Source organism: Leisingera sp. F5 (assembly GCF_001593695.1).
On record NZ_LUKH01000014.1, the window covers coordinates 1 to 20932 of the forward strand.

25 protein-coding genes are annotated in these 20932 nt (G+C 63.4%); 15 read left to right on the forward strand and 10 right to left on the reverse strand.

The genetic code is table 11. From position 1 onward, the window contains the following. Positions 1-3: 3 nt before the first annotated feature. From A2I95_RS11530 to A2I95_RS42535, 3 genes are all read right to left on the reverse strand, one after another. Positions 4-465 carry a transposase gene (locus tag A2I95_RS11530; RefSeq protein WP_291729898.1) on the reverse strand — a complete coding sequence of 154 codons (462 nt, stop codon included), beginning with the start codon at positions 463-465 and terminating at the stop codon, positions 4-6. Positions 466-783: 318 nt separating this feature from the next. Next, entirely contained in the window at positions 784-1137 is a 354-nt protein-coding gene (gene tnpB / locus A2I95_RS11535; protein WP_291729899.1) for an IS66 family insertion sequence element accessory protein TnpB, read from the reverse strand. Further along, positions 1076-1690, reverse strand: a complete 615-nt coding sequence (locus A2I95_RS42535; protein WP_367151358.1) for a transposase — start codon at positions 1688-1690, stop codon at positions 1076-1078. Before A2I95_RS42535 ends, tnpB begins: the two co-directional genes overlap by 62 nt. On the opposite strand from A2I95_RS42535, the gene radA reads away from it, so the two are divergent. The 12 genes from radA (at position 1678) to A2I95_RS11595 (ending at position 13840) form a co-directional block, all read left to right on the forward strand. After that, positions 1678-3039 carry a DNA repair protein RadA gene (gene radA / locus A2I95_RS11540; protein ID WP_291729900.1) on the forward strand — a complete coding sequence of 454 codons (1362 nt, stop codon included), beginning with the start codon at positions 1678-1680 and terminating at the stop codon, positions 3037-3039. The genes A2I95_RS42535 and radA overlap by 13 nt on opposite strands. A 42-nt stretch (positions 3040-3081) precedes the next feature. Continuing rightward, positions 3082-3636 carry a CvpA family protein gene (locus tag A2I95_RS11545; protein ID WP_291729901.1) on the forward strand — a complete coding sequence of 185 codons (555 nt, stop codon included), beginning with the start codon at positions 3082-3084 and terminating at the stop codon, positions 3634-3636. A gap of 386 nt (positions 3637-4022) precedes the next feature. After that, positions 4023-4709 (forward strand): Hint domain-containing protein, encoded by a 687-nt coding sequence (locus tag A2I95_RS11550; RefSeq protein ID WP_291729902.1) that lies wholly within the window; start codon positions 4023-4025, stop codon positions 4707-4709. A 300-nt stretch (positions 4710-5009) separates the two neighbouring features. Beyond that, the gene (locus tag A2I95_RS11555; protein WP_291729903.1) at positions 5010-6410 is read left to right on the forward strand and encodes a selenium-binding protein SBP56-related protein; all 1401 of its coding nucleotides are present in this window, start codon (positions 5010-5012) and stop codon (positions 6408-6410) included. A gap of 15 nt (positions 6411-6425) precedes the next feature. Further along, positions 6426-7082, forward strand: a complete 657-nt coding sequence (locus tag A2I95_RS11560; protein ID WP_291729904.1) for a hypothetical protein — start codon at positions 6426-6428, stop codon at positions 7080-7082. A 369-nt stretch (positions 7083-7451) separates the two neighbouring features. Then, positions 7452-8972 (forward strand): amidophosphoribosyltransferase, encoded by a 1521-nt coding sequence (gene purF, locus A2I95_RS11565; RefSeq protein ID WP_291729905.1) that lies wholly within the window; start codon positions 7452-7454, stop codon positions 8970-8972. Positions 8973-9130: 158 nt separating this feature from the next. After that, positions 9131-9673 carry a DUF2199 domain-containing protein gene (locus A2I95_RS11570; protein ID WP_291730018.1) on the forward strand — a complete coding sequence of 181 codons (543 nt, stop codon included), beginning with the start codon at positions 9131-9133 and terminating at the stop codon, positions 9671-9673. Positions 9674-9797: 124 nt separating this feature from the next. After that, positions 9798-10058 (forward strand): hypothetical protein, encoded by a 261-nt coding sequence (locus A2I95_RS11575; RefSeq protein WP_027258460.1) that lies wholly within the window; start codon positions 9798-9800, stop codon positions 10056-10058. A 117-nt stretch (positions 10059-10175) separates the two neighbouring features. Continuing rightward, a complete protein-coding gene (locus A2I95_RS11580) occupies positions 10176-10823 on the forward strand; it encodes an SDR family oxidoreductase (protein ID WP_291729906.1) in 648 nt (215 codons plus the stop codon). A 228-nt stretch (positions 10824-11051) separates the two neighbouring features. Further along, positions 11052-11846, forward strand: coding sequence for a 5'/3'-nucleotidase SurE (surE, locus tag A2I95_RS11585; protein ID WP_291729907.1), 795 nt, complete (start codon positions 11052-11054; stop codon positions 11844-11846). After that, positions 11843-12490: a protein-L-isoaspartate(D-aspartate) O-methyltransferase gene (locus A2I95_RS11590; protein ID WP_291729908.1), complete on the forward strand. Its 648-nt coding sequence runs from the start codon at positions 11843-11845 to the stop codon at positions 12488-12490. Before surE ends, A2I95_RS11590 begins: the two co-directional genes overlap by 4 nt. Before the next feature lie 102 nt (positions 12491-12592). Beyond that, the gene (locus tag A2I95_RS11595) at positions 12593-13840 is read left to right on the forward strand and encodes a peptidoglycan DD-metalloendopeptidase family protein (RefSeq protein WP_291729909.1); all 1248 of its coding nucleotides are present in this window, start codon (positions 12593-12595) and stop codon (positions 13838-13840) included. 86 nt (positions 13841-13926) lie between these two features. Here A2I95_RS11595 and A2I95_RS11600 read toward each other — a convergent pair whose 3' ends face one another. Further along, complete coding sequence (locus A2I95_RS11600) at positions 13927-14769, reverse strand: ATP-binding protein (RefSeq protein WP_291729910.1); 843 nt, start codon at positions 14767-14769, stop codon at positions 13927-13929. Positions 14770-14838: 69 nt separating this feature from the next. Then, on the reverse strand, positions 14839-15387 hold the full coding sequence (locus A2I95_RS11605) for a winged helix-turn-helix transcriptional regulator (protein WP_291729911.1): 549 nt from the start codon (positions 15385-15387) through the stop codon (positions 14839-14841). Between the two features lie 39 nt (positions 15388-15426). On the opposite strand from A2I95_RS11605, the gene A2I95_RS11610 reads away from it, so the two are divergent. After that, entirely contained in the window at positions 15427-15804 is a 378-nt protein-coding gene (locus A2I95_RS11610) for a VOC family protein (RefSeq protein WP_291729912.1), read from the forward strand. A gap of 94 nt (positions 15805-15898) precedes the next feature. Here A2I95_RS11610 and tatC read toward each other — a convergent pair whose 3' ends face one another. From tatC to A2I95_RS11625, 3 genes are read right to left on the reverse strand one after another with little or no spacing between them, the layout of a single operon-like run. Continuing rightward, on the reverse strand, positions 15899-16801 hold the full coding sequence (tatC, locus tag A2I95_RS11615) for a twin-arginine translocase subunit TatC (protein WP_291729913.1): 903 nt from the start codon (positions 16799-16801) through the stop codon (positions 15899-15901). Continuing rightward, complete coding sequence (gene tatB, locus A2I95_RS11620; protein WP_291729914.1) at positions 16798-17277, reverse strand: Sec-independent protein translocase protein TatB; 480 nt, start codon at positions 17275-17277, stop codon at positions 16798-16800. The genes tatC and tatB overlap by 4 nt, the downstream gene beginning before the upstream one ends. Before the next feature lie 6 nt (positions 17278-17283). Then, entirely contained in the window at positions 17284-17499 is a 216-nt protein-coding gene (locus A2I95_RS11625; protein WP_291729915.1) for a twin-arginine translocase TatA/TatE family subunit, read from the reverse strand. A 224-nt stretch (positions 17500-17723) separates the two neighbouring features. On the opposite strand from A2I95_RS11625, the gene A2I95_RS11630 reads away from it, so the two are divergent. Together A2I95_RS11630 and A2I95_RS11635 are read left to right on the forward strand one after the other, a co-directional pair. After that, positions 17724-18032 carry a hypothetical protein gene (locus A2I95_RS11630; protein ID WP_291729916.1) on the forward strand — a complete coding sequence of 103 codons (309 nt, stop codon included), beginning with the start codon at positions 17724-17726 and terminating at the stop codon, positions 18030-18032. An 80-nt stretch (positions 18033-18112) separates the two neighbouring features. Next, a complete protein-coding gene (locus tag A2I95_RS11635) occupies positions 18113-18793 on the forward strand; it encodes a YafY family protein (protein WP_291729917.1) in 681 nt (226 codons plus the stop codon). A gap of 60 nt (positions 18794-18853) precedes the next feature. Here the strand turns inward: A2I95_RS11635 and A2I95_RS11640 are convergent, their stop codons facing one another. Then, positions 18854-19705 (reverse strand): GNAT family N-acetyltransferase, encoded by an 852-nt coding sequence (locus tag A2I95_RS11640; protein ID WP_291729918.1) that lies wholly within the window; start codon positions 19703-19705, stop codon positions 18854-18856. Positions 19706-19747: 42 nt separating this feature from the next. Then, positions 19748-20854 (reverse strand): ABC transporter ATP-binding protein, encoded by a 1107-nt coding sequence (locus A2I95_RS11645; RefSeq protein WP_291729919.1) that lies wholly within the window; start codon positions 20852-20854, stop codon positions 19748-19750. Between the last annotated feature and the right edge of the window lie 78 nt (positions 20855-20932).

The following is a 20932-nucleotide window of genomic DNA, read 5'->3' on the forward strand; positions in this document are numbered from 1 at the left end:
GACTTACACTCGGAGCCAGTCCAGACCGCGATAAAGTGGAAAGAGCGCCCGTGTCGGAGCAATTCTACAGATCAGCTTCCAATGTTTCCAAACACTTAAAGAGGAGGTGTATAATGACCATCCGTTCGCGATAGGGCGGATCAGGTTCTCGCACCACTGTCCCGCAGGCGATTGCGAAGCAACCTGCCGGGAGGGGGCATTGGAGCCGGTCCCGACGCGGCCGTCGCGGAGGGAGGTCTGCAGGCCATTCCATTGGCGGTGGATGCAGGCCAGCTTCTCGCCCGGGCGCGACTTCGAGGAGATCCGGCGGCGCTGGAGCTGCAGCCATTGTCCGAACCCGGTCACCAGTGGCGCGGTGCGGGTCTGCCGGGCAGAAAGGCGCTGACCAGGATCCATGCCGCGGATCTCACCTTCGATGCGGTAGCACTCTGCGATTCGGCGCAAGCCTTCGGCGGCGATCGTCATGCCGGAGGCGTGCTTCCAGCACGACGCCGCCGCGGTCGAAGACCTCCTTGAGCTTCCTGCGGGCATGCGTCCAGCAATGCGCGACCGTGACCGGCGCGCCGCCTGTCCGCGAGGAGCCCGTCAGCCGTCTGTCACCCGGCAGGCGCATCCGCAGGATGCTGCCGAGAGGGCAGCTGCAGGATGCCGTCGAAGCCTTGCAGGATTTGTTCCGCGTTCTGCCCGGCACGCCCCGGGGCATAAGTCAGCTGGCGGGGCGCTGGACATGGCCGGATCATACTCTGCTCCGGTCTGCGGCGGGCTGCCTTTCCGCCCCCCGAGTCACTCTGCCGCAGCTGGGCGGCGTGCCTCCAGGGATCGTACCCGCCGCCAGTCCAGCCCGGCAAACAGCGCCCTGGATCGGGCGCGGTTCAATGTCACCGCCCCGTCGCTGATGGCAGGCCAGGTGAAGCTGCTCTTCTCCAGCCGCTTGCAGGCCATGACCAAGCCACTGCCGTCCCAGAACAAGATCTTCATCCTGTCTGCCCGCTTGGCGCGGAACACGAAGACCGCTCCGGTGAACGGATCCTCGGCCGGCGCTGACTGCACAAGCGCGGCCAACCCGTCATGGCCTTTACGGAAGTCTACCGGCTTCGCCGCCACCAGGATCCGGACGCCCTGGGACGGCATCAGCATGGCGGGGGCCCGGGCGCATGGGCAATCTCGGCGATCCGGACTGCGGGCGTGCCGGGCGCCAGCTCAATTCTGACTTGGCCCGAGAGGATCCGGATCTCCTCTTCGGATGCGGCAATGTCCGGTTCCGCCGGCGTCTCCGGCACATCGCGACCACCAACGGGGCGAAAACCGTGCCGTCAGCCTCCGCCGCTGGCAACACCAGTTTTCCCTGCTTTGCCAACCGGCGCCAAGCCGGCAGCTGGCTCGGAAGAACTCCATACCGCGCCGCCATGGCATTCACTGCCGCGCCTGGTTCAAGCGTATCCGCAACGGTCTGCGCTTTCACCGCATCGGGCCAACGCCGGTGACCAGACGCGCAGATCCCGACGCCCGACGATTTGAGAAACGAGTTTGCAGCGCACATTGCGAAACGCACTCCCCGCCATGAGATGGCTAAGATCTCGCAGGTGAGCTCCGCACCCGCAATGCAGGGCCGAGACAACGTTAACTCCCCGTTTGCAGCCCCTTGAACAAAACGGAAACATCTGCCACTGATCCAGCATGGCAAAAACATCTTTCTCCTGCTCGGCCTGCGGCGCGAGCTTTTCTAAATGGTCGGGCCGCTGCGAGGGCTGCGGCGAATGGAACACAATTTCCGAAGACAAGGGACTGAGTTCCGGCCCCTCGAAAAAGTCGCTGGGCGTCAAGCGCGGCCGCACCATCCCGCTGAGCGATCTCGCAACCCGGGAAATCCCGCCGCCGCGCGCCTGCTGCGGTGTGGGGGAACTGGACCGTGTTCTGGGCGGCGGCTTGGTGGCGGCCTCGGCCATTCTGGTCGGCGGTGATCCGGGGATCGGCAAGTCCACCCTCTTGCTGCAAGCGGCGGCGCGGTTTGCCAAGGCGGGTGTCAAAACCATCTATGTCAGCGGCGAGGAAGCCTCGGCCCAAGTGCGGATGCGGGCCCAGCGGCTGGGGCTGGCGGATGCGCCGGTGCAGCTGGCCGCCGAGACCAATCTGCGCGATATCCTGACCACGCTGGAGGCCGAGAAGCCGCAGCTGGCCATCATTGATTCCATCCAGACCATGTGGTCCGACCACGTGGACAGCGCGCCGGGGTCGGTCAGCCAGGTGCGGGCTGCAGCGCATGAGCTGACCACCTTTGCCAAACGCAACGGGGTGTCGATCATCATGGTCGGCCATGTCACAAAGGACGGCCAGATCGCCGGCCCCCGCGTGGTCGAGCATATGGTCGACACGGTGCTCTATTTCGAGGGTGAGCGCGGCCACCAGTTCCGCATCCTGCGGGCGGTCAAGAACCGCTTTGGCCCGGCGGACGAGATCGGCGTGTTTGAAATGACCGGCGGCGGGCTGGCTGAGGTCATCAACCCCTCAGCCCTGTTTCTGTCCGAACGCGGTGAACCGTCGCCCGGCTCGGTGGTGTTTGCCGGCATCGAGGGCACAAGGCCCGTTTTGGTCGAGATGCAGGCGCTGATTGCCCCTTCGCCCCATTCGCAACCGCGCCGGGCTGTGGTTGGCTGGGATTCATCGCGGCTGGCAATGATACTGGCGGTGCTGGAAGCGCGCTGCGGCATCCCTTTTGCAGGTCTGGACGTCTATCTGAACGTGGCGGGCGGCATGAAAATCTCGGAGCCGGCTGCCGACCTTGCGGTGGCCGCAGCACTGCTGAGTGCGCGGGAAGACGTGGCTTTGCCCGCCGATACCGTGGTTTTCGGAGAAATATCGCTGTCTGGAGCCCTGCGCCCGGCCCCGCAGACCGAAAATCGGTTGAAAGAGGCGCAAAAACTTGGTTTCACGGCGGCGATTGCCCCTGGCGGCAGCAAAACCGTGTCGGTGAATGGCCTGAACTTGAGAAAGTCCAGCGATCTGGCCGGTTTTGTTGGCGAATTCTTCGGGGCCGGCTAAGGTCGCAAAAATTTCGAAATCGCAGGCAAACGGGCGAGGGACATGGAAGGTTTCACAATCATCGACGGGGTCGTGGCCCTGGTCATTGTCGTTTCGGCGCTGCTGGCCTATTCACGGGGCTTCGTGCGCGAGGCGATGGCCATCGCAGGCTGGATCGCCGCGGGCGTGCTCGCCTTTATCTTTGCGCCGCAGGTGGAACCCCTGATGGCGGAAATTCCGGTGATCGGCGAATTCATCGCTGACAGCTGCGAATTGTCGATCATCGCGGCCTTTGCCGCGGTGTTTGCCTTGGCACTGATCGTGGTCTCCTTTTTCACGCCGCTGTTTTCCACCCTGGTGCAGCGCTCGGCGCTTGGCGGGCTGGATCAGGGCGCGGGCTTCTTCTTCGGGGTGCTGCGCGGCATTCTTTTGGTGGCGATTGCCTTTTTCCTCTACAATGTGGTGATGACCGGGCAGAGCTTTGCAATGGTTGACGAAAGCCGCTCGGCCGAAGTGTTCGAGCGTCTGATCGGCAAGATTGAGGACCGCAATCCTGAGCAGGCATTGGGCTGGGTCACCGCGCAGTATGAAGCGCTGATCGGATCCTGCGGCCAGTAATACGTAAGGATTACCACCTTAAGACGGACACACGGGCGCTCTTTGGGCGCCCGTTTTGCTTTGATTTCAAAGCGTTCACACAGTTATCCACAAGCAACAGGGCTGGATGGTTAACGAGACAAATTATGGTTAACATCTTGTTAACCAAAAGGAATCACGTGCAAAGCGAACAAAATTCAGATCATCAAACTTGCGGTAAATCTTAACAAATCCTCAGCCCGCACCGTCAATTGGTTAACAATCCCCCTGAAAACACGCCTTTTGTCCCGAAAAAATCACGGCATCCCGAAATGGGACGCACGCCCGCCCCAATTTGGTCCCAATTCCGGGGCCTGATGGCTTCAACGGCAAAACGCCGGGCTAAGACGCTCAGAAGGGACGACACCATGCAGCTGGACCACACCACAGATTTTGCTGACTATCAGCCGGTTGATGTGCTGCTGCTGACCAATCCCCTGCCGCAGAGTCTGACGCCGGCCCCGGCTGCGAAGCGCGCCCGTGTCCGCAGCGGCGGCTTTCTGCCCGCGACCCTGGTGGAAACCGAAGAAGGCTTTAAGCAGGCCCGCGACGTGAAACCCGGCGACATGGTGTTCACCTTCGACGGCGGTGCCCAGGAAGTGAAAGCGGTGCGCCACGCAGTGCCGCGTCTGACAACCTGCATGCACATCCCTGCTGGTGCGCTGGGAAATGACACCGGCCTGATGCTGCCGTCGGACCAGAAAGTAGCGCTGGAGATGGATACCGCTGAACGCCTGTTCGGCCTGCCGGTTGTCGTCGCCAAGCTGATTGCACTGACCGGCTACAAAGGCATTACTGCCGCCGCGCCGGAACGTCTGGGCCGCATCCATTTGGAATTTGAAGAAGAAGAGCTGGTTTGGGCCGAAAGCGGCATGCTGATGCCCGCTGGAGATGCGGCTGAAGATTCGGCCTTTCACCAGCTGTCGCTGACCGAGACCCGCCAGGTGCTGGCCAGCGACGAAGGCCGCGCCCTGTCGGCCACCGGTATGGGCGAGGTCGACGCCCGCCTGCCCGACCCGCTGGACAACCTGCTGGACCGTATTCTTGCGGCCTGATCCCAGGCCCCGGAACCCAAGTCACTCCTCCCCCCTCGGGCCCGCCAATGCGCGGGCCTTTTCTTTTGCGGACCGGCTATTAGCATTCTTTTGCGGACCGGCTATTAGCAAAATGGCAGGCCGTTCCCTGGAGCTTGGAAAAGGGATCCGGAGCTTTTCGGGAGATTTCAGAACGCATGTTCCGGACGCAAGGGAGTTTGGAGAAAAAGTTGCCCGGAAAATCGATGTATGCCAGCATCGTACACAGGCGCAGAATGCACAACAGAACACTTGGCGCCCGTTTCCAGGGAGGATTTAACGATGAACTTGCGGCCCGACCCCACATTCCATGCCACCCCCAAGCTTGCCATGGAAGCTCCGGCCGAGACGCTGGCTTTTACTCTGATGCTCAGCCCCGACGGATCGCAGCCTGATGGGCTGGCGGTTGTTGATGTTGATCCCAAGTCGGACAGCTACGGCGAAATCGTGCATCAGCTGATCATGCCCAACAAGGGCGACGAATTTCATCATTTCGGCTGGAATGCCTGTTCCTCTGCGTTGTCGCCGCTGACCGGCCACGCGTTTCTGGAACGGCGGTATCTGATCATTCCCGGCATCCGCTCCAGCCGCATTTATGTGATTGACGTGAAAGAGCCGCTGAAGGCGAAAATCCACAAGATCATCGAACCGGAAGAGCTGTTTGCCAAGACCGGCTATTCCCGCCCGCATACCATCCATTGCGGCCCCGAGGGCATTTATGTCTCCACCCTGGGCGGCGGCGGCGAGGACGGCACCGACGGGCCGCCGGGCATCTTCATCATGGATTGCGAGACCTTTGACATTCTGGGCCGCTATGAAATGGACCGCGGCGCGCAGGACAAGCATTATGATTTCTGGTGGAACCTGCCGCGCGATTACATGGTGAGTTCCGAGTGGGGCCTGCCGCCGCAATTTGAAAACGGCATCGTGCCTGAGGATCTGCTGAGCAACAAATACGGCCATTCGATCCATTTCTGGAACCTGCGCGAGCGCAAGAATGTGCAGACGATCGATCTGGGCGAAAACCACCAAATGGCGCTGGAAATCCGTCCCGCGCATGATCCCTCCAAGGACTACGGTTTCTGCGGCGTGGTGGTGGATACCACCAACCTGCAAGGCGCGATTTTCACCTGGTGGCAGAAGGATGACGGCACGTTTGAGGCCAAGAAGACCATCACCATCGACCCGCGCCCCGAAAAGCCGGAAAACCTGCCGCCGCTGCTGCAGGGGTTCGAGGCGGTGCCGCCGCTGGTCACCGACATCGACCTGAGCCTGGACGACAAATACCTGTATGTGGCCTGCTGGGGGCTGGGCGAGATGCATCAGTATGATGTCTCTGACCCGATGAACCCTGCACTGGCCGGCAAGGTTGAGCTGGGCGGCATTGCCCGCGGCGCCAAACACCCGAATGGCAAGGGATTTGCCTATGGCCCGCAGATGGTCGAGATCAGCCGCGACGGCAAGCGGGTCTATTGGACCAACTCGCTCTATTCCACCTGGGACGACCAGTTCTATCCCGATGATGAGGGCGGCCAGATGGTGATGGCCAATGTCGGGGCAAACGGCGGGCTGGAGCTGGACAAGGATTTCTATGTCGAATTCCCCAAAGGCTACCGCAGCCACCAGATCCGGCTGGAAGGGGGCGACTGCTCTACCGACAGTTTCTGCTATCCCTCCGTCTGACGGGCTGTCTGACTGGTGGCGGAAATTTCAACGGCGGCGGCCCTGTGGGGGGCCGTCGTAGCGTCGGGGCTCTATCACGGGGTGAACCCGGGGATGGGATGGCCGCTGGCGGTCTCTTCGGCGCTGATGGAACACCGCAAATCCAGCCTGTTCAAGGCGCTGCTGGCGCTGGCCTTTGGCCATTTGCTGGCGATGACCGCGATCCTGCTGCCGTTTTCGGCGCTGCTGTGGCTGACGGAATGGCATGTGGAAATCCGCATCGGTGCGGCCTGTCTGGTGATTGCGCTGGGGGTTTATCTGCTGATCAACCGCCGCCATCCCCGCTTTCTGGCGCGGGTGCCGCCGACGCGGCTGGCGCTGTGGTCGTTTCTGGCGGCGATGGCGCATGGCGCGGGGCTGATGCTGGTGCCGGTCTATCTGGGGCTTTGCGGCCCGGAGGAAGATGCAGGCCACGCCGCCGCCTTTACCCTGATGGGGCGCAATGCCACCATCGCCGCCGCCGTGGCGCTGGCCCATACCCTTGCCATGACCGCAGCCGGCGGCGCGCTGGCGCTTGGCGTCTATCACTGGCTGGGGCTGAAATTCCTGTCCAAGGGCTGGTTCAATCTGGATCTAATCTGGGCGCTGAGCCTTGTTCTGGTGGGGGGTGTTTCATTGCTGACGCTGCATTGATGCGCCCGCCTTGAACCGCCCTCCCCGGCCAGGTTGCCGCAGTGCGGCATCGGATTTGTGATCCTTTGATGACAGGCGCGGCGAAAGGCACTATGTGAGGGCCGAACAGGAAACGGATTCGGAGCCACACCGCCTTGCCGCTGCTGCAGACGCTGCCCGCCTGCCCTTGTGGACCTGACCTGACGCGTTTGGCGCCGGGCTTCGGGGATGCATTCGGCGCTTTGGCTCCGGCCGGCTGGCCGGCATGGCCCCTTGGCGCGGCCCGGTCAACCGGATTGGCGCAAGCAGCGCAAAATGCGCTAGACTTCCATCCGAGCCGCTTCCATCAGCAACCGAACAGCAAAGCCTAAGTGGGATTGGAGCCAGCCAATGTGCGGGATTTTGGGGATCGCAAGCCGGGACACGGATGTCTTTGCGGAGATATATGATGGGCTCTTGATGCTGCAGCACCGCGGCCAGGACGCGTCGGGGATTGTGACCTACACCGGCGAGTTTTTCCGTGAGCGCAAGGAAAACGGCCTGGTCAAGGATGTGTTCGGCCCGCAGGATGCCGACACACTGACCGGCAAGACCGGCATCGGCCATGTCCGCTATCCCACCGCAGGCTCGCTGAGCGCAGCCGAAGCGCAGCCGTTCTTTGTGAACGCACCTTATGGCATCTATCTGGTTCACAACGGCAATATCACCAACACCGCCGAACAGCGCGAGAAGGTGACCGGCAAGTACAGCCGCCATCTGCGCACCACGTCTGATTCCGAAATCATGCTGAACGTGCTGGCTGACAAAGTGGCCGACGCGATCAAGGTCAACGGCAACGCCGAGCCGGTCCGCAACATTTTTGCCGGTGTGAAGATGACCATGGAACGGATCCAGGGCGCCTATTCGGTGCTTTGCATGATCGCCGGTGTTGGCATGCTGGCCTTCCGCGACCCCAACGGCATCCGCCCGCTGTCCGTGGGCAAACGCCCGGCAGCAAGCGGCGGCGAGGATTTCAGCTTTGCGTCTGAGGACGTGGCGTTCGGCATCAACGGGTTTGAGAAGATCCGCGATGTGAAACCGGGCGAGGCCATTCTGGTTGATCTTGACGGCAACATGCATACCTTCCAGGCGGTCGAGGGCAAGCTGACCCCATGCATTTTCGAATATGTCTACCTGGCGCGGCCTGACTCGATGATGGACGGCGTGTCCGTTTACAAGACCCAGCTGCGCATGGGCCAGGCGCTGGCCAAGCAGATCCAGGAGTCGGGGCTGGAGATCGACAGCATCATCCCGGTGCCTGATTCGGCCCGCCCCGTGGCGCTGGAAGTCGCCAACTCCACCGGCATCCGATACCGCGAAGGCCTGGTAAAGAACCGCTATGTGGGCCGGACCTTCATCATGCCGGGCCAGGCAGAGCGGCAGAAATCGGTGCGCCGCAAGCTCAACGCGATCCCGCTGGAGTTCAAGGACCGCAACGTGCTGCTGATCGACGACTCGATTGTGCGCGGCAACACGATCAAGAAGATCGTTCAGATGTGCCGCGAGGCCGGCGCCAAGAAGGTCTATATCGCCTCGGCCTCGCCGCCGGTGAAATACCCGAACGTCTATGGCATCGACATGCCGACCAAGCACGAGCTGATCGCAAATGGCCTCAGCATCGAGGAAATCCGCGACGAGCTGGGCGCCGACGCGCTGTTCTATCAAAAGCTCGAAGACCTGATCTGGGCGGCCCAGGAAGGCAATCCGGATATCCAGGGTTTCGACTGCTCCTGCTTTGACGGCAAGTACATCACCGGGGTTACGGCCGAATATCTGGACGCGCTGGAAGGCAGCAGCCGGGTCAGCGCCAAGATCCAGGACATGCCTGCCCCCGGCGCCTCCTGGAACGCCTCGAAACTGGCCGCCGGCTGAAGGGGCGCGCGCCCGTCATCCATCGGGGTTTGAACTTCCGGCAGCATCCGCGTATGAGGGCCGCCAACAGTGCATGGGGAGGCGCTGGCCAAGACGGCCCGCGCCTTTTCCTATGCTTCCAGATGAAAGGCCGCCTTTTGGACGCGCATCTTGCCCGCATGCTGACCTCTCCGCGCCAGTGCCGCTGCTGCGGCGCCACCTTTGCGCAATTGCTGAGCCTCAGCTGCGACCGGCCCGATATCTGTTCCGAGGATATGGAGGTGGAGGACAACTCTGCCGTCCTGGCCACACGCGGCGACATCCTGACGGATGACTTCTGCCGCCTGGGCGAGCTGCGTTTCATCCGCGCGGTGCTGGCGGTGCCCTTGGCCAACAGCCGCGGCGAGGAGTTCATTCTGGGCACCTGGGCCAGCCTCAGCCGCGATGATTTCGATGCTTATCTCGACCTGTTTGAAATGCGCGAGACCGAAAAACTGGGCGACCGCCCGGCCTGGCTGGCCAATGCGATCCCGCCCGACATGCCAGTGCCTGCGGGCTGCATGCTGGAAATGCGCCCGGACGGCCAGTATCCTGAGCTGAAGGTCACCGAGCAGAATCACCCGCTGTATCCGTTGCAAAAGGACGGCGCCGATCTGGAGGAGCTGCTGGAGCTGCTCTATGCCTATGGGCACGACCTGCCGTCGCTGGTGTATGACGCCTGACACAAGCGGCCATCGGCGCACATCTTCTTACCTTCCTGCAGCTTTCCGCCGATACGGTTTGCGGTGCCTTGCAGCTTGCCCTGCCCGGCCCCAGATACCAGCCGGCAATCGAAGGACGGACAAGATGGCGAACGAACAGACATCTGCCAAGGTGGCAGGGCTTGCGACCCAGACCAATGCAATGAACCGCGGCAACCTGAGCTTGCTGGGGCTGTTCGGACCCGAGGACAGTATGACCGCGCTGATCCGGCTGCCGTCAGGCCGCACCCGCAAGGTGTCGCGCGGCAGCCGCCTGTCATCGGGCCAGGTGGTGGCAATTGACGCCAAGGGGCTGATCCTGAATTCCAAGGGAGAAAGCAAGCGCCTTTCCATGCCTGGCGGCTGAACCGGCCGGCTCTGCGGCACAAATTTCTTCAAAGAAATTTGCCAAGAATTTTCCAAAATTCTTGGTCTGCGCCGCCGCCTCTTGACCTGCCTGCGCGCGCGGCCCACAAGACGTGCCATGACAGACAAAATCGCTCTCATCACCGGCGCATCGCGCGGCCTTGGCAACGCCTTGGCCGAGGCGCTTGCGCCCACCCATCACATTGTTGCCGTGGCCCGCACCACCGGCGCGCTGGAAGAGCTGGATGACCGCATCAAGGCCGCAGGCGGCTCTGCCACTTTGGCGCCGATGGACATCACAGTGCCCGAGGCGATGGCAACGCTCTGCCGCGGCATCCATGACCGCTGGGGCAAGCTGGACTTGTGGCTGCACACCGCGATCCACGCAACCGCGCTCTGCCCGGCGCCTTCAGTGGCCGCCAAGGACTGGAGCAAGGCCGTGGCCATCAACGCCACCGCGACCTCGGTGTTGATCCCCTATGTCGCGCCGCTCTTGGGCCAATCAGGCCGCGCGGTGTTCTTTGACGATGCACGCGCGGGCGAGAAGTTCTACGGCACCTATGGCGCCACCAAGGCAGCGCAGATGGCGCTGGCCCGCAGTTGGCAGGCAGAGACCGAACGCACCGGCCCGCAGGTGCGCATCCTGGAACCGCAGCCGATGGCCACCGCCCTGCGCGCCCGTTTCCACCCGGGCGAGGACCGCGACGCGCTGGCAACCATCCAGGAAGAGGCCGCGCGCCTGCTGCCGCAGATCCTGGCAGACTGACGCTGACTGGCGGCCCGCGCCGCGCGCCAGCGCGGCGCTATGCCCAACACCCGGGACGGCATCTGAGATGCAGGCTCGGAGGGCGGGAGCCTGCCCCGGCGGCTTCGCCTGTTGCCTCCCTGCCCCGCTTTGCGGCTGATCCCGCTTCCATCCGCGAAAACCTTGCCCCGTTCCGGCACAGGTCCTATTCAATCGAAAACCCGGTTGAACACGGCAGGCGGACACCCCATGCGCATTCTGATCACCAATGACGACGGCATCAGCGCCGAAGGACTCACCATTCTCGAGGCCATCGCCCATGAGGTCGCAGGCCCGGACGGCGAGGTCTGGACCGTGGCCCCGGCGTTTGAGCAATCCGGCGTCGGCCATTGCATCAGCTACACCCGCCCCACGATGCTGAGCCAACTGGGGCCGCACCGCTTTGCCGCCGAAGGCTCCCCTGCCGACTGCGTGCTGGCGGGCATTCATGTGGTGATGCAGGGCGCAAAACCCGATCTGGTTCTGTCCGGTGTGAACCGCGGCAACAATTCGGCTGAGAACGCGCTGTACTCTGGTACTTTGGGCGGCGCGATGGAAGCCGCGTTGCAGGGCATCCCGGCAATGGCGCTGTCGCAGTATTACGGCCCTGCCAACCGCGAGACCGCAAACCCGTTTGAAGCGGCCGCCGTGCATGGCGCCGCATTGGTGAAGAAGATACTGGACGCCCAGCCGCAGGACAGCCAGGACTACCGGCTGTTTTATAATGTCAACTTCCCGCCGGTCCCGGCAGCGGACGTCAAGGGCACCCGCGTGGCCACCCAAGGCTTCCGCCGCGGCAGCCATTTTTCCGCGGAAGAACAGCTGTCGCCCACCGGGCGCCGCTACCTGTGGATCCGCGGCGGCAACCAGCAGGTCGAGACCGCTGCCGGTTCGGACGCCGCGGTCAACCTCGACGGCTATATCTCCGTCACCCCGATGCGCGCCGACCTGACCGCGCGCGATGCAATGGACGCGCTGAAGGCAATTGAAAGAGCCGGCGCATGAGCGGACCCGATGCGGAAACCAAAATGCAATTCCTCTACTCTGTGCGCTCGCGCGGGGTGACGGACAGCCAAGTGCTGGAAGCGATCGAACAAATCGACCGCGGCATGTTCGTGCGCGGCATCTTTGCGGAACGTGCCTATGAGGACGTGCCGCTGCCGATTGCCTGCGGCCAGACCATCTCGCAGCCGTCCGTGGTCGGCATGATGACCCAGGCGCTGCAGATCTCCCCGCGCGACACGGTGCTGGAGGTCGGTACCGGCTCTGGCTATCAGGCGGCAATCCTGTCGAAACTGGCACGCCGGGTCTATACCATCGACCGCCATGCAAGGCTGGTGCGCGAGGCGCGGGCTGTGTTCGAGCAGCTGCAGCTCTCCAATGTGACCTCGCTGGTCGGCGACGGCAGCCACGGCCTGAGCGAACAGGCGCCGTTTGACCGCATCATCGTGACCGCCGCCGCCGAGGATCCGCCAAGTCCCCTGCTGGCGCAACTCAAGACCGGCGGCATCATGGTGCTGCCGGTAGGGCAGTCCGACCATGTCCAGACCCTGATCCGGGTGCGCAAAACCGAAGACGGGCTGGACTATGACGAGCTGCGCCCGGTGCGGTTTGTTCCGCTGCTTGAGGGATTGGGCAAGGACACGTAAACTACCGGCGGATTTCAGCCGCCCCCCGGACGGCATGGGCTATAGTGATTGACGCGAGCGAACCCCCGCGAAAAAGGGGAAGCGTGTTTTGAGGAGAGCAAGATGACCCGGACCACCCCCACCCGGACCGCATTCCGCGGCCTGCCCCGTGCAAGGCTGCTGGCCGTATTGCCCCTGGCCGGGATGCTGACCGGGATGCTGGCCGCCTGCCAGGGCCCGCTGGACTACGATCTGCGCGGCCAGCTGGGCGCCTTCAACACCGCCGGCGCGGCACAGACTGCTACCGCGAACCGGCCCTCGCCGGATGCCCGCGGCCTGATCTCCTACCCCTCGTATCAGGTGGCTGTCGCCCAGCGCGGCGATACTGTTTCGGACGTTGCTGCCCGCATCGGCCTGCCGCCGGCCGAGGTGGCCCGGTTCAACGGCATGGAAACCGGCGACAAGATGCGCCAGGGCGAAGTGCTGGCACTGCCGCGCCGCGCGCCGGACAGCCTGCCCGCAGGGGCCGGCTCCACACCGGGCTCGGTTGATATTGCAACACTGGCCGGCCAGGCCATTGACACTGCTCCTTTGACCTCGCCTAACCCGGGGTCGGTAACCCCCACCGCGATCCAGCCGGTGCCCAAGCCGCAGCCGCCCAAGGTGCAGGCAGGCCCCGAACCGGTGCGCCACAAGGTGAAACGCGGCGAAACCGCCTACACCATCTCAAGGCTTTACCAGGTGCCGGTGAAATCGCTGGCGGAATGGAACGGCCTGGGCAGCGACTTTGCGGTGCGTGAAGGCCAGTTCCTGCTGATCCCCTTGAAAGAAGAGCCCGCGCCCCGGCTGGCCCCGGCGGCCGCTGCCGTGACCGTCACCGAACCGGGGGCCGGTTCTGAAACGCCGGTGCCACCAAGCGCCAGCCAGCCGCTGCCGGAAGAAAAGGTCGAACCCGCCGCAGTCAAGCCTGCGGCGGAAACCCTGCCCAAGCCGGAGCTGCCCAAGCCCACCCGCGCCAGCAGTGCTGCCATGGCCTATCCGGTGCAGGGCAAGATCGTCAAAACCTACTCCAAGGGGCGCAATGATGGTATCGACATTGCTGCCGCTGCCGGTGCGCCGGTGAATGCTGCCGAAGCGGGCACCGTTGCCGCCATCACCAAGGATTCCAACAATGTGCCGATTGTGGTGATCCGCCACAGCCAGAAGCTGCTGACCGTCTATCAGAATGTTGGCAATATCACCGTGAAGAAGGGCGAGAGCGTGGTCCGCGGCCAGCGCATCGCCTCGCTGCGCGGCGGCGACGACGCCTATGTGCATTTCGAAGTGCGCGACGGTTTTGAGAGCATCGACCCGCTGAGCTACCTGAACTGACGGCGGTAAGGGTCTGTGAACAAACGAAAGCCCGGCAAAATCGCCGGGCTTTTCTAATTTCGGGCCATTGCGGGGGCCGTTGCGGCCTATCGCAGCGCCACCCCGTGCCGCCCGGCCAGATCGGTAAAGAACTGCCAGGCCACCCGGCCCGACCGCGCGCCGCGGGTCGCCTGCCATTCAATCGCCCCGGCGCGCAGTTCTTCCGCATCCGCCTCGACGCCGTAGGCCGCGCAATAGCCCGCGATCATCGCCAAGTATTCGTCCTGATCGCAAGGGTGGAAGCCCAGCCACAACCCGAAGCGGTCGGACAGCGAGACTTTCTCCTCCACCGCTTCCGACGGGTTGATGGCGCTGGAGCGCTCGTTCTCGATCATGTCCCGCGGCATCAGGTGGCGGCGGTTGGAGGTGGCATAGAACACCACATTCTCGGGCCGCCCCTCGATGCCGCCGTCCAGCACCGCCTTCAGGCTCTTGTAATGCTGGTCGTCATGGCTGAACGACAGGTCATCGCAGAACAGGATGAACCGGTGCGCAGAGCCGCGCAGATGGTTCAGCAGGCGGGCAACGGAGGGCAGGTCCTCGCGCTGCAGCTCCACCAGTTTCAGCTGCGGATGATCCCCTGCCAGCGCCCCGTGCACGGCCTTGACCAGGCTCGACTTGCCCATTCCCCGTGCGCCCCACAACAGCGCGTTGTTGGCGGCAAACCCCTGCGCAAACCGGCGGGTGTTATCCAGCAGCGTATCGCGCGAGCGGTTGATGCCGACCAGCAGGTCCAGGTCAACCCGGTTCACCTGTTCGACAGGCTCCAGCCGTTCCGGCCCTACATGCCAGACAAAGGCGCTGGCGGCGTTGAAATCGGGTGCTTCCAAAGGGGCGGGCGACATCCGCTCCAGCGCCTCGGCAATGCGGGTCAATGCGATCTGATCCATGGGGGCCTCCGTCCGTCAGTTGCCAGTTTTCAAAACACGTTCAAGGCATGGCGGCAAGGGCCAGGTACCTTACCGGAGCGCAGATGTGACCGCTGCTCCGGCGATACGGCTGAGTAACCCGCCGGTGTTGACCGCCCGGTAGAGAGCGCGCGGCGGGCGTGCCGCTGCGCTGATGCTGCGTTCGATCCAGCTGCGCTGCTCCATCGATTTGAGCGACTGCGACAGGGCGCGGTCGGTGATCGTCAGCAGGCTGCGGCTGATGTCGTTGAAATACTGCGGAGATTGCAGAGACGCTAGCACCGGCACCGTCCATGCGCGGCGCAGCAGATCCTGCCCGCCCGCGCCAGCCGCCCGGTGTAGTCGGCTGGCGGTTTCCGCCGCCCGCTGCCCTGCCGGTGTCAGCCGGAACTCAGGCCTCAGCGGATGGCCGTGCCCGGGATTGCGCTCCACCAGCCCGATACGAATCAAATGATCCAGGCTTTGCCCCAGCGCAGTGCGGCCCGCGCCAGCGGCCTGCAGCAGCGCTGCCTGGCGTCCGGGCACGCCTTCGTGCAGATGCGCCAGAACCGGCAGCGCCCAGGCCCGGGCAGTGATATTGACAAGCGCGTTTATGTCCATAAAGTATAGTTAGTATATTTTCAGACAAAGGAAAAGATCATGCCGCTCATTTCACTTGAAGACACCATCACCATCGCCCTTTCGGTCAAAGACCGGCACGCCAGCGCGCGCTGGTATGAGGACATGCTGGGGTTCGAGGCGCTGTATCACGCCGATGAAGCGGGCTGGTCGGAGCTGCAGACACGGACAGCCGGCGTGACCTTAGGTCTGGGCGAGCAGGCCAAACCCGCCCCTGGCAACTGCGTGCCGGTCTTTGGCATTTCCGGCTTGGACGGCGCGCGGCACGCATTGGAACAGGCTGGTGTCGCCTTTGACGGGGACACCGAGGTGGTCGAAGACATGGTAAAGACCGCTACATTCTACGACCCGGACGGCAACGCCTTGATGCTGGCCGAAGACCTGAGCGGCGGCGCCTGAGCCGCCCGCATACCGGACATCTGCGCCCGATGTCTGCTGCGGACGAAAAAGCGCGCCCTTTCAGGCGCGCTTTCTGTTTCAAACCGTCACCGGCCTACTTATCCTTGCCGTCCTCAGCCTCGAACTCGGCCATCATCGGATCGTCAGGATGGGCGTCCATCCCGTCTTCATCGTCGTAATAGCCCTCGGCGCGCAGTTTGGCTTCGCGCTTGGCCTCGACACGGGCCACCAGGAAGATCGAGATCTCGTAGAGGCCATAGACCACCACAAACAGGATAACCTGGGTGATCACATCCGGCGGGGTCACCAGCGCGGCCAGCACCAGAATCGCCACCACCGCATATTTGCGGACCGCACCCAGCCCTTCGGCACTGACCAGCCCGGCCTTGCCCATCAGCGTCAGCAGCACCGGCAGCTGAAAGCACAGGCCAAAGGCGACGATGAACTTGATCGTGAGGTTCAGATACTCCTGCGCCGAGCCCTGAAACACCACGCTAAGCCCCTGGTTCACCTCTTCGCCGGTGACAGCCTCGCCGCCGGTTCCAAATTGCTGGAACCCAAGGAAGAAATCATAGGCCAGCGGTGTCACCACGTAAAAGGCAAAGCTGGCGCCCAGAATGAACATGAAGGGCGAGGCGATCATGAAAGGCAGAAACGCGCCCTTTTCATTCTTGTACAGCCCCGGCGCCACAAACCGCCACATCTGGAACCCGATATAGGGAAACGCCAGGATGAAGCCGCCCAGGAAGGAGATCTTGATCGCGACAAAGAAACCCTCCTGCGGGCTGATGAAGATCAGCGCACAGTCCTGGCCGCCTTCGGCCAGAACCTGACACAGAGGCGCGGTCAGGAAATTGAACACCGGTGTCGCCACGGTGAAACAGATCACCATGCCCACAATAAAGGCCGCAACCGAATGGATCAGCCGGTTGCGCAGCTCGGCCAGATGCTCGATCAGCGGCGCGGTTGAGTCGTCGATCTCATCCGTCTTGCTCATGATTTGGCCTCTTCTTCCGTTTGCGGCGCCGCAGGTTTCAGCGCCGCCTCGGCCTCTTCCGCCTTGGCCAGCGCTGCCTCGGCCTCACGCGCCTTGCGCTCGGCTGCGGCGCGCGCTGTGGACGCCTGGATCTTCTTGGCATCCTCGGCCCGCTCAGCGGCCAGCTTGCCGGTCTCGCTTTCGGGATCGAATTTGGTCGGGTCGATCGATTTGGCCATATCCTGCGCTGCCTGTTTCACCCCGTCCATGACAGAGCCCATGGGGTTCGATGCAGCCTTCAGCCCCTTGGCCATGTCATTGACCCCGGCCTCATCCGCCGCGTCATGCATCGCCCGGCTGAATTCCCGCGCCATCCCCTTGGCCTTGCCCACGAACCGCCCGACATTGCGGAACAGAACCGGCAGGTCCTTGGGGCCGACCACGATCAGCGCGACCACGCCGATGACCAGCAGTTCGGTCCACCCAAGATCGAACATCCGCGCTTAGGCCTTGTCTTTTTCGGTCTCGGGAGTGACGTCCTTGGCCTCGGCGGCCGAATCTTCCTCCAGCTCCTTGCTGCCTTCGCTGATGCCCTTCTTGAACGAAGTGATGCCTTTGCCGACTTCGCCCATCAGCGAAGAAATCTTGCCGCGGCCGAACAGGACCAGAACCACGACAGCGATGAGCAGAATGCCGGGAAGGCCGATATTGTTGAGCATGAGTATCTCTCCTTCTAGTTCCGGCACGGATCAGCGGCGCCGGTGAATTTGTTCACTACGGGTTTAGCGCGGGCAGCACTTTGAGCGAAAGCAACAGGCCCCGTGCAAAAGCTCCGCAAAGTGCAGAATCCGCGTTTTTTGCAGCGCACCCGCACTCAACTGACAGGTATATGTCAGTTGCGCCGCGGTAAATCCAGCCCATCACAGCACATAGGAGAAACGTGATGCGCAAACATGTGGCCGAAATCGTGACCTTCAAACTGGCCGAGGGCGTGAGTCCGGCGGAATTTGTCACCCTCAGCCAGGCCAGCGAAGCCTTTGTCCGCGCCCAGCCCGGCTTTCTGCACCGGCAGCTGAGCTGCGGCGAAGACGGGCACTGGACCGACTATGTCATCTGGAAGGACATGGAAACGGCGCACAGCGTGGCCGCCGAATTCCACAAGCAGGACTTCTGCGCGGATCTGATGAAGGCTATCGCGCCGGACAGCGCCAAAATACGCCACGAAGAGGTGCTGTGGGACATGGCCGCCTGATCTGACCCCGGCCGCGCCCGGCACCTCCGCCGGGCGCGGCCCTTGACCTTTGACCCTGCTCCGCGCCAAGGGTGGTTCCCATGCGCCGCACCGACCGCCTTTTCGAAATCATCCAGATCCTGCGCGACGGGAAGCTGCACCTTGCCCGGGACATTGCCGAGCGGCTCGAGGTGTCAACCCGCACCATCTACCGCGACATGGACACGCTGACGGCCTCCGGCGTGCCGGTGGAGGGCGAACGCGGCGTCGGCTATATGGTGCGCGAACAGATCAGCCTGCCGCCGCTGACCCTGACACCGGAGGAGCTGGAAGCGCTGAACCTCGGCATGGCCATCGTGGCCGAGGCGGCAGACCCGGACCTCAAATCCGCCGCGCAATCGCTGGCGGCCAAGGTGGATGCGGTGCTGCCGGAACAGACAATCGCCGAAGCCGACGCCTGGAAATTCGCGGTCTACCCGTTTTCGGACGCAGCGCGCGCCCTTGCCCATATGCCAGCCCTGCGCGCCGCCATCAAAGCCCGCCAGAAACTGCAGCTCAGCTACCGCCGCATCGACGGCACCCTGACAGACCGCAAGATCCGTCCCTTGCACATGGAGTACTGGGGCCGGGTCTGGACCCTCACCGCCTGGTGCGAGACCCGTGGCGCTTTCAGGGTGTTCCGCGTCGACCTGATCGAAGAGGCCAGCGCCCTGCCCGAGCTGTTCGTCGACGAACCCGGCAAGCGCCTGCAGGACTACGCCCCTTACGGGGACGAGGACTAAGCCTCTTCATCTTTTTCCAAATACTCGGGGGGAGGCCCGCAGGGCCGGGGGCCGCGCCCCCTACCCGAGTTCGAAACTGGTAACACCGAAAATCAAACCCGTCTCCAGACGCGGCGCAGTCCCGCGATACATCCGGGCGGTTTCAAACACCGGCGCCAACCCCATAGAACGCGCCAGATCCACCGCTTCAGCATGGGGTTCCGGCACATCCAGAAACACTTCCTGCCCTTCGGGCAGTTCTTGCAGCAGCCGCGCCAGCACCGCCTCTGCCGCCGGACGCGACGTGGCAACAAGCGGCCCGATCTTGCAGCCTCTGCCGCAGGGGCGCAGGGTGCCGAAGCCTGCGAGACTGCCATGCTGATACGCGGCACAGGAAACATGTCCCTCAGCCCCCAGCCAATGCTGCCAGAACACCCGGCGCGGCGCTGGGAAGACGCGGGCATCCAGCGCCTCCAAGCCTGCCCCCGTTTCTGTCAGCGGTGCCGCTTCATAGTCCTGCGAAACTGCCAGCCCTCCAGACGGCACCCCGCCAAAGCGGATGTTGCGGTACGCGAGCTCAAATCCGGAGCCACGGTAATTCCCTTGCTGGTCCACCACGCCATCGAGGCCGACACTCCGGCTCTCAGCGTGCTCCAGCGCCTTTTGCCACAGGGCATAGCCATAACCCTGTCCGCGGCAGTCCGGCACGACGATGTAGAATCCGAGGAAAGCAAAGGCGTCACTGTAGTTCACCACCGAAATGCAGGCGATCATCCTCCCGTCCAGAAAACCGCCCCAAAAGCCTTGCGGGTCAACAGCGCCAAAGCAAGCCGCATCCCAAGGACCGGGGTTCCAGCCCTCTCGCGCAGCCCAGTCCACGGCGGTCTGGATTTCCGCGCTGGCCAAGGGTCTGATTTGATAGCTGCCTTGCATCTGCACCTCCTGTTTCATCAGGTGCAGAATGACCCCTAGACGTCAGGCAGGAAAGACAAAACAGCGGTTACGGCGCACAGTCAGCCACATCACCCGGCCCGGCTCCGGCAGGAACACATTGGGCACCGTCGCCCTCAGAACTGAGCCGTCGAACTCCATGCGGAATTCCACCAGGCTCTCGCTGCCCAGGAACCGCGCGCGCTCCACCACCGCGCGGGCCGGCACACCGTCGCTGGAGGTGGGCAGCGGCCCCTGGCCGCCGCGGTCGAAGTCGATGCGCAGATGCTGCGGGCGGAATACGATCTCCACCGCGGTGCCGTCCGCCACACCCGGCGCCAGGAACTCGCCAAAGGCGGTCCGCGCCAAGGCTCCGTTCACCTCGGCCTTCAGCACGTTCACGTCGCTGAAGAAGGAAACCGCAGCCTTGTCCGCCGGGTGGGTATAAACGTTGTAGGGCGCGCCCTGCTGGACGATTCGGCCGCCGCGCATCAGCGCGATTTCATCCGCCATGCGCATCGCCTCTTCCGGCTCATGCGTCACCAGCAGCACCGCGGTGTCTTGTTCCTTCAGCAGGCTCAGCGTCTCGTCCCGGATGCCGTCGCGCAGACGGTTGTCGAGGCCCGAAAACGGTTCATCCATCAGCATGATACGTGGTCTGGGTGCAATCGCACGCGCCAAAGCCACCCGCTGCTGCTCGCCGCCCGACAGCTGGTGCGGGTAGCCGTCGATGAAGCGTTTCAGCGCCACCCGGTTCAGCAGCTCCTCGACCCGCGCGCGTTTCTCGTCCTTGCTGCCCTTCAGGCCAAAGCCGACGTTGTCGGCGACGCTCAAATGCGGGAACAGGGCAAAGTCCTGGAACATCAGCCCGATTTCGCGCCGCTCCGGCGGCACCCGGAACACGGTGTCGCAGATCAGCCTGCCATCGACAAAAATCTCGCCGCTGTCCTGCATCTCCACTCCGGCGATCATCCGCAACGTGGTGGATTTGCCGCAGCCCGATGGCCCCAGCAGGCAGGTCACTTGCCCGGCCTGTATCTGCAAGGAGACATCATCCACCACCGCGCGCCCTTCGAAGAAGCGCTTGATGTTGCGGATCTCCAGACGCGGCGGCGTTTGCGTGCTGATCAGGTCGGCGGGGGCAGTGTTCATGGGGCCTCGGGGCTGTTTCCGAGCAAAACGCTAGGGGTCACGCCGGGATAGCAATACCGCCCTTTGGCTGCAAGCGGC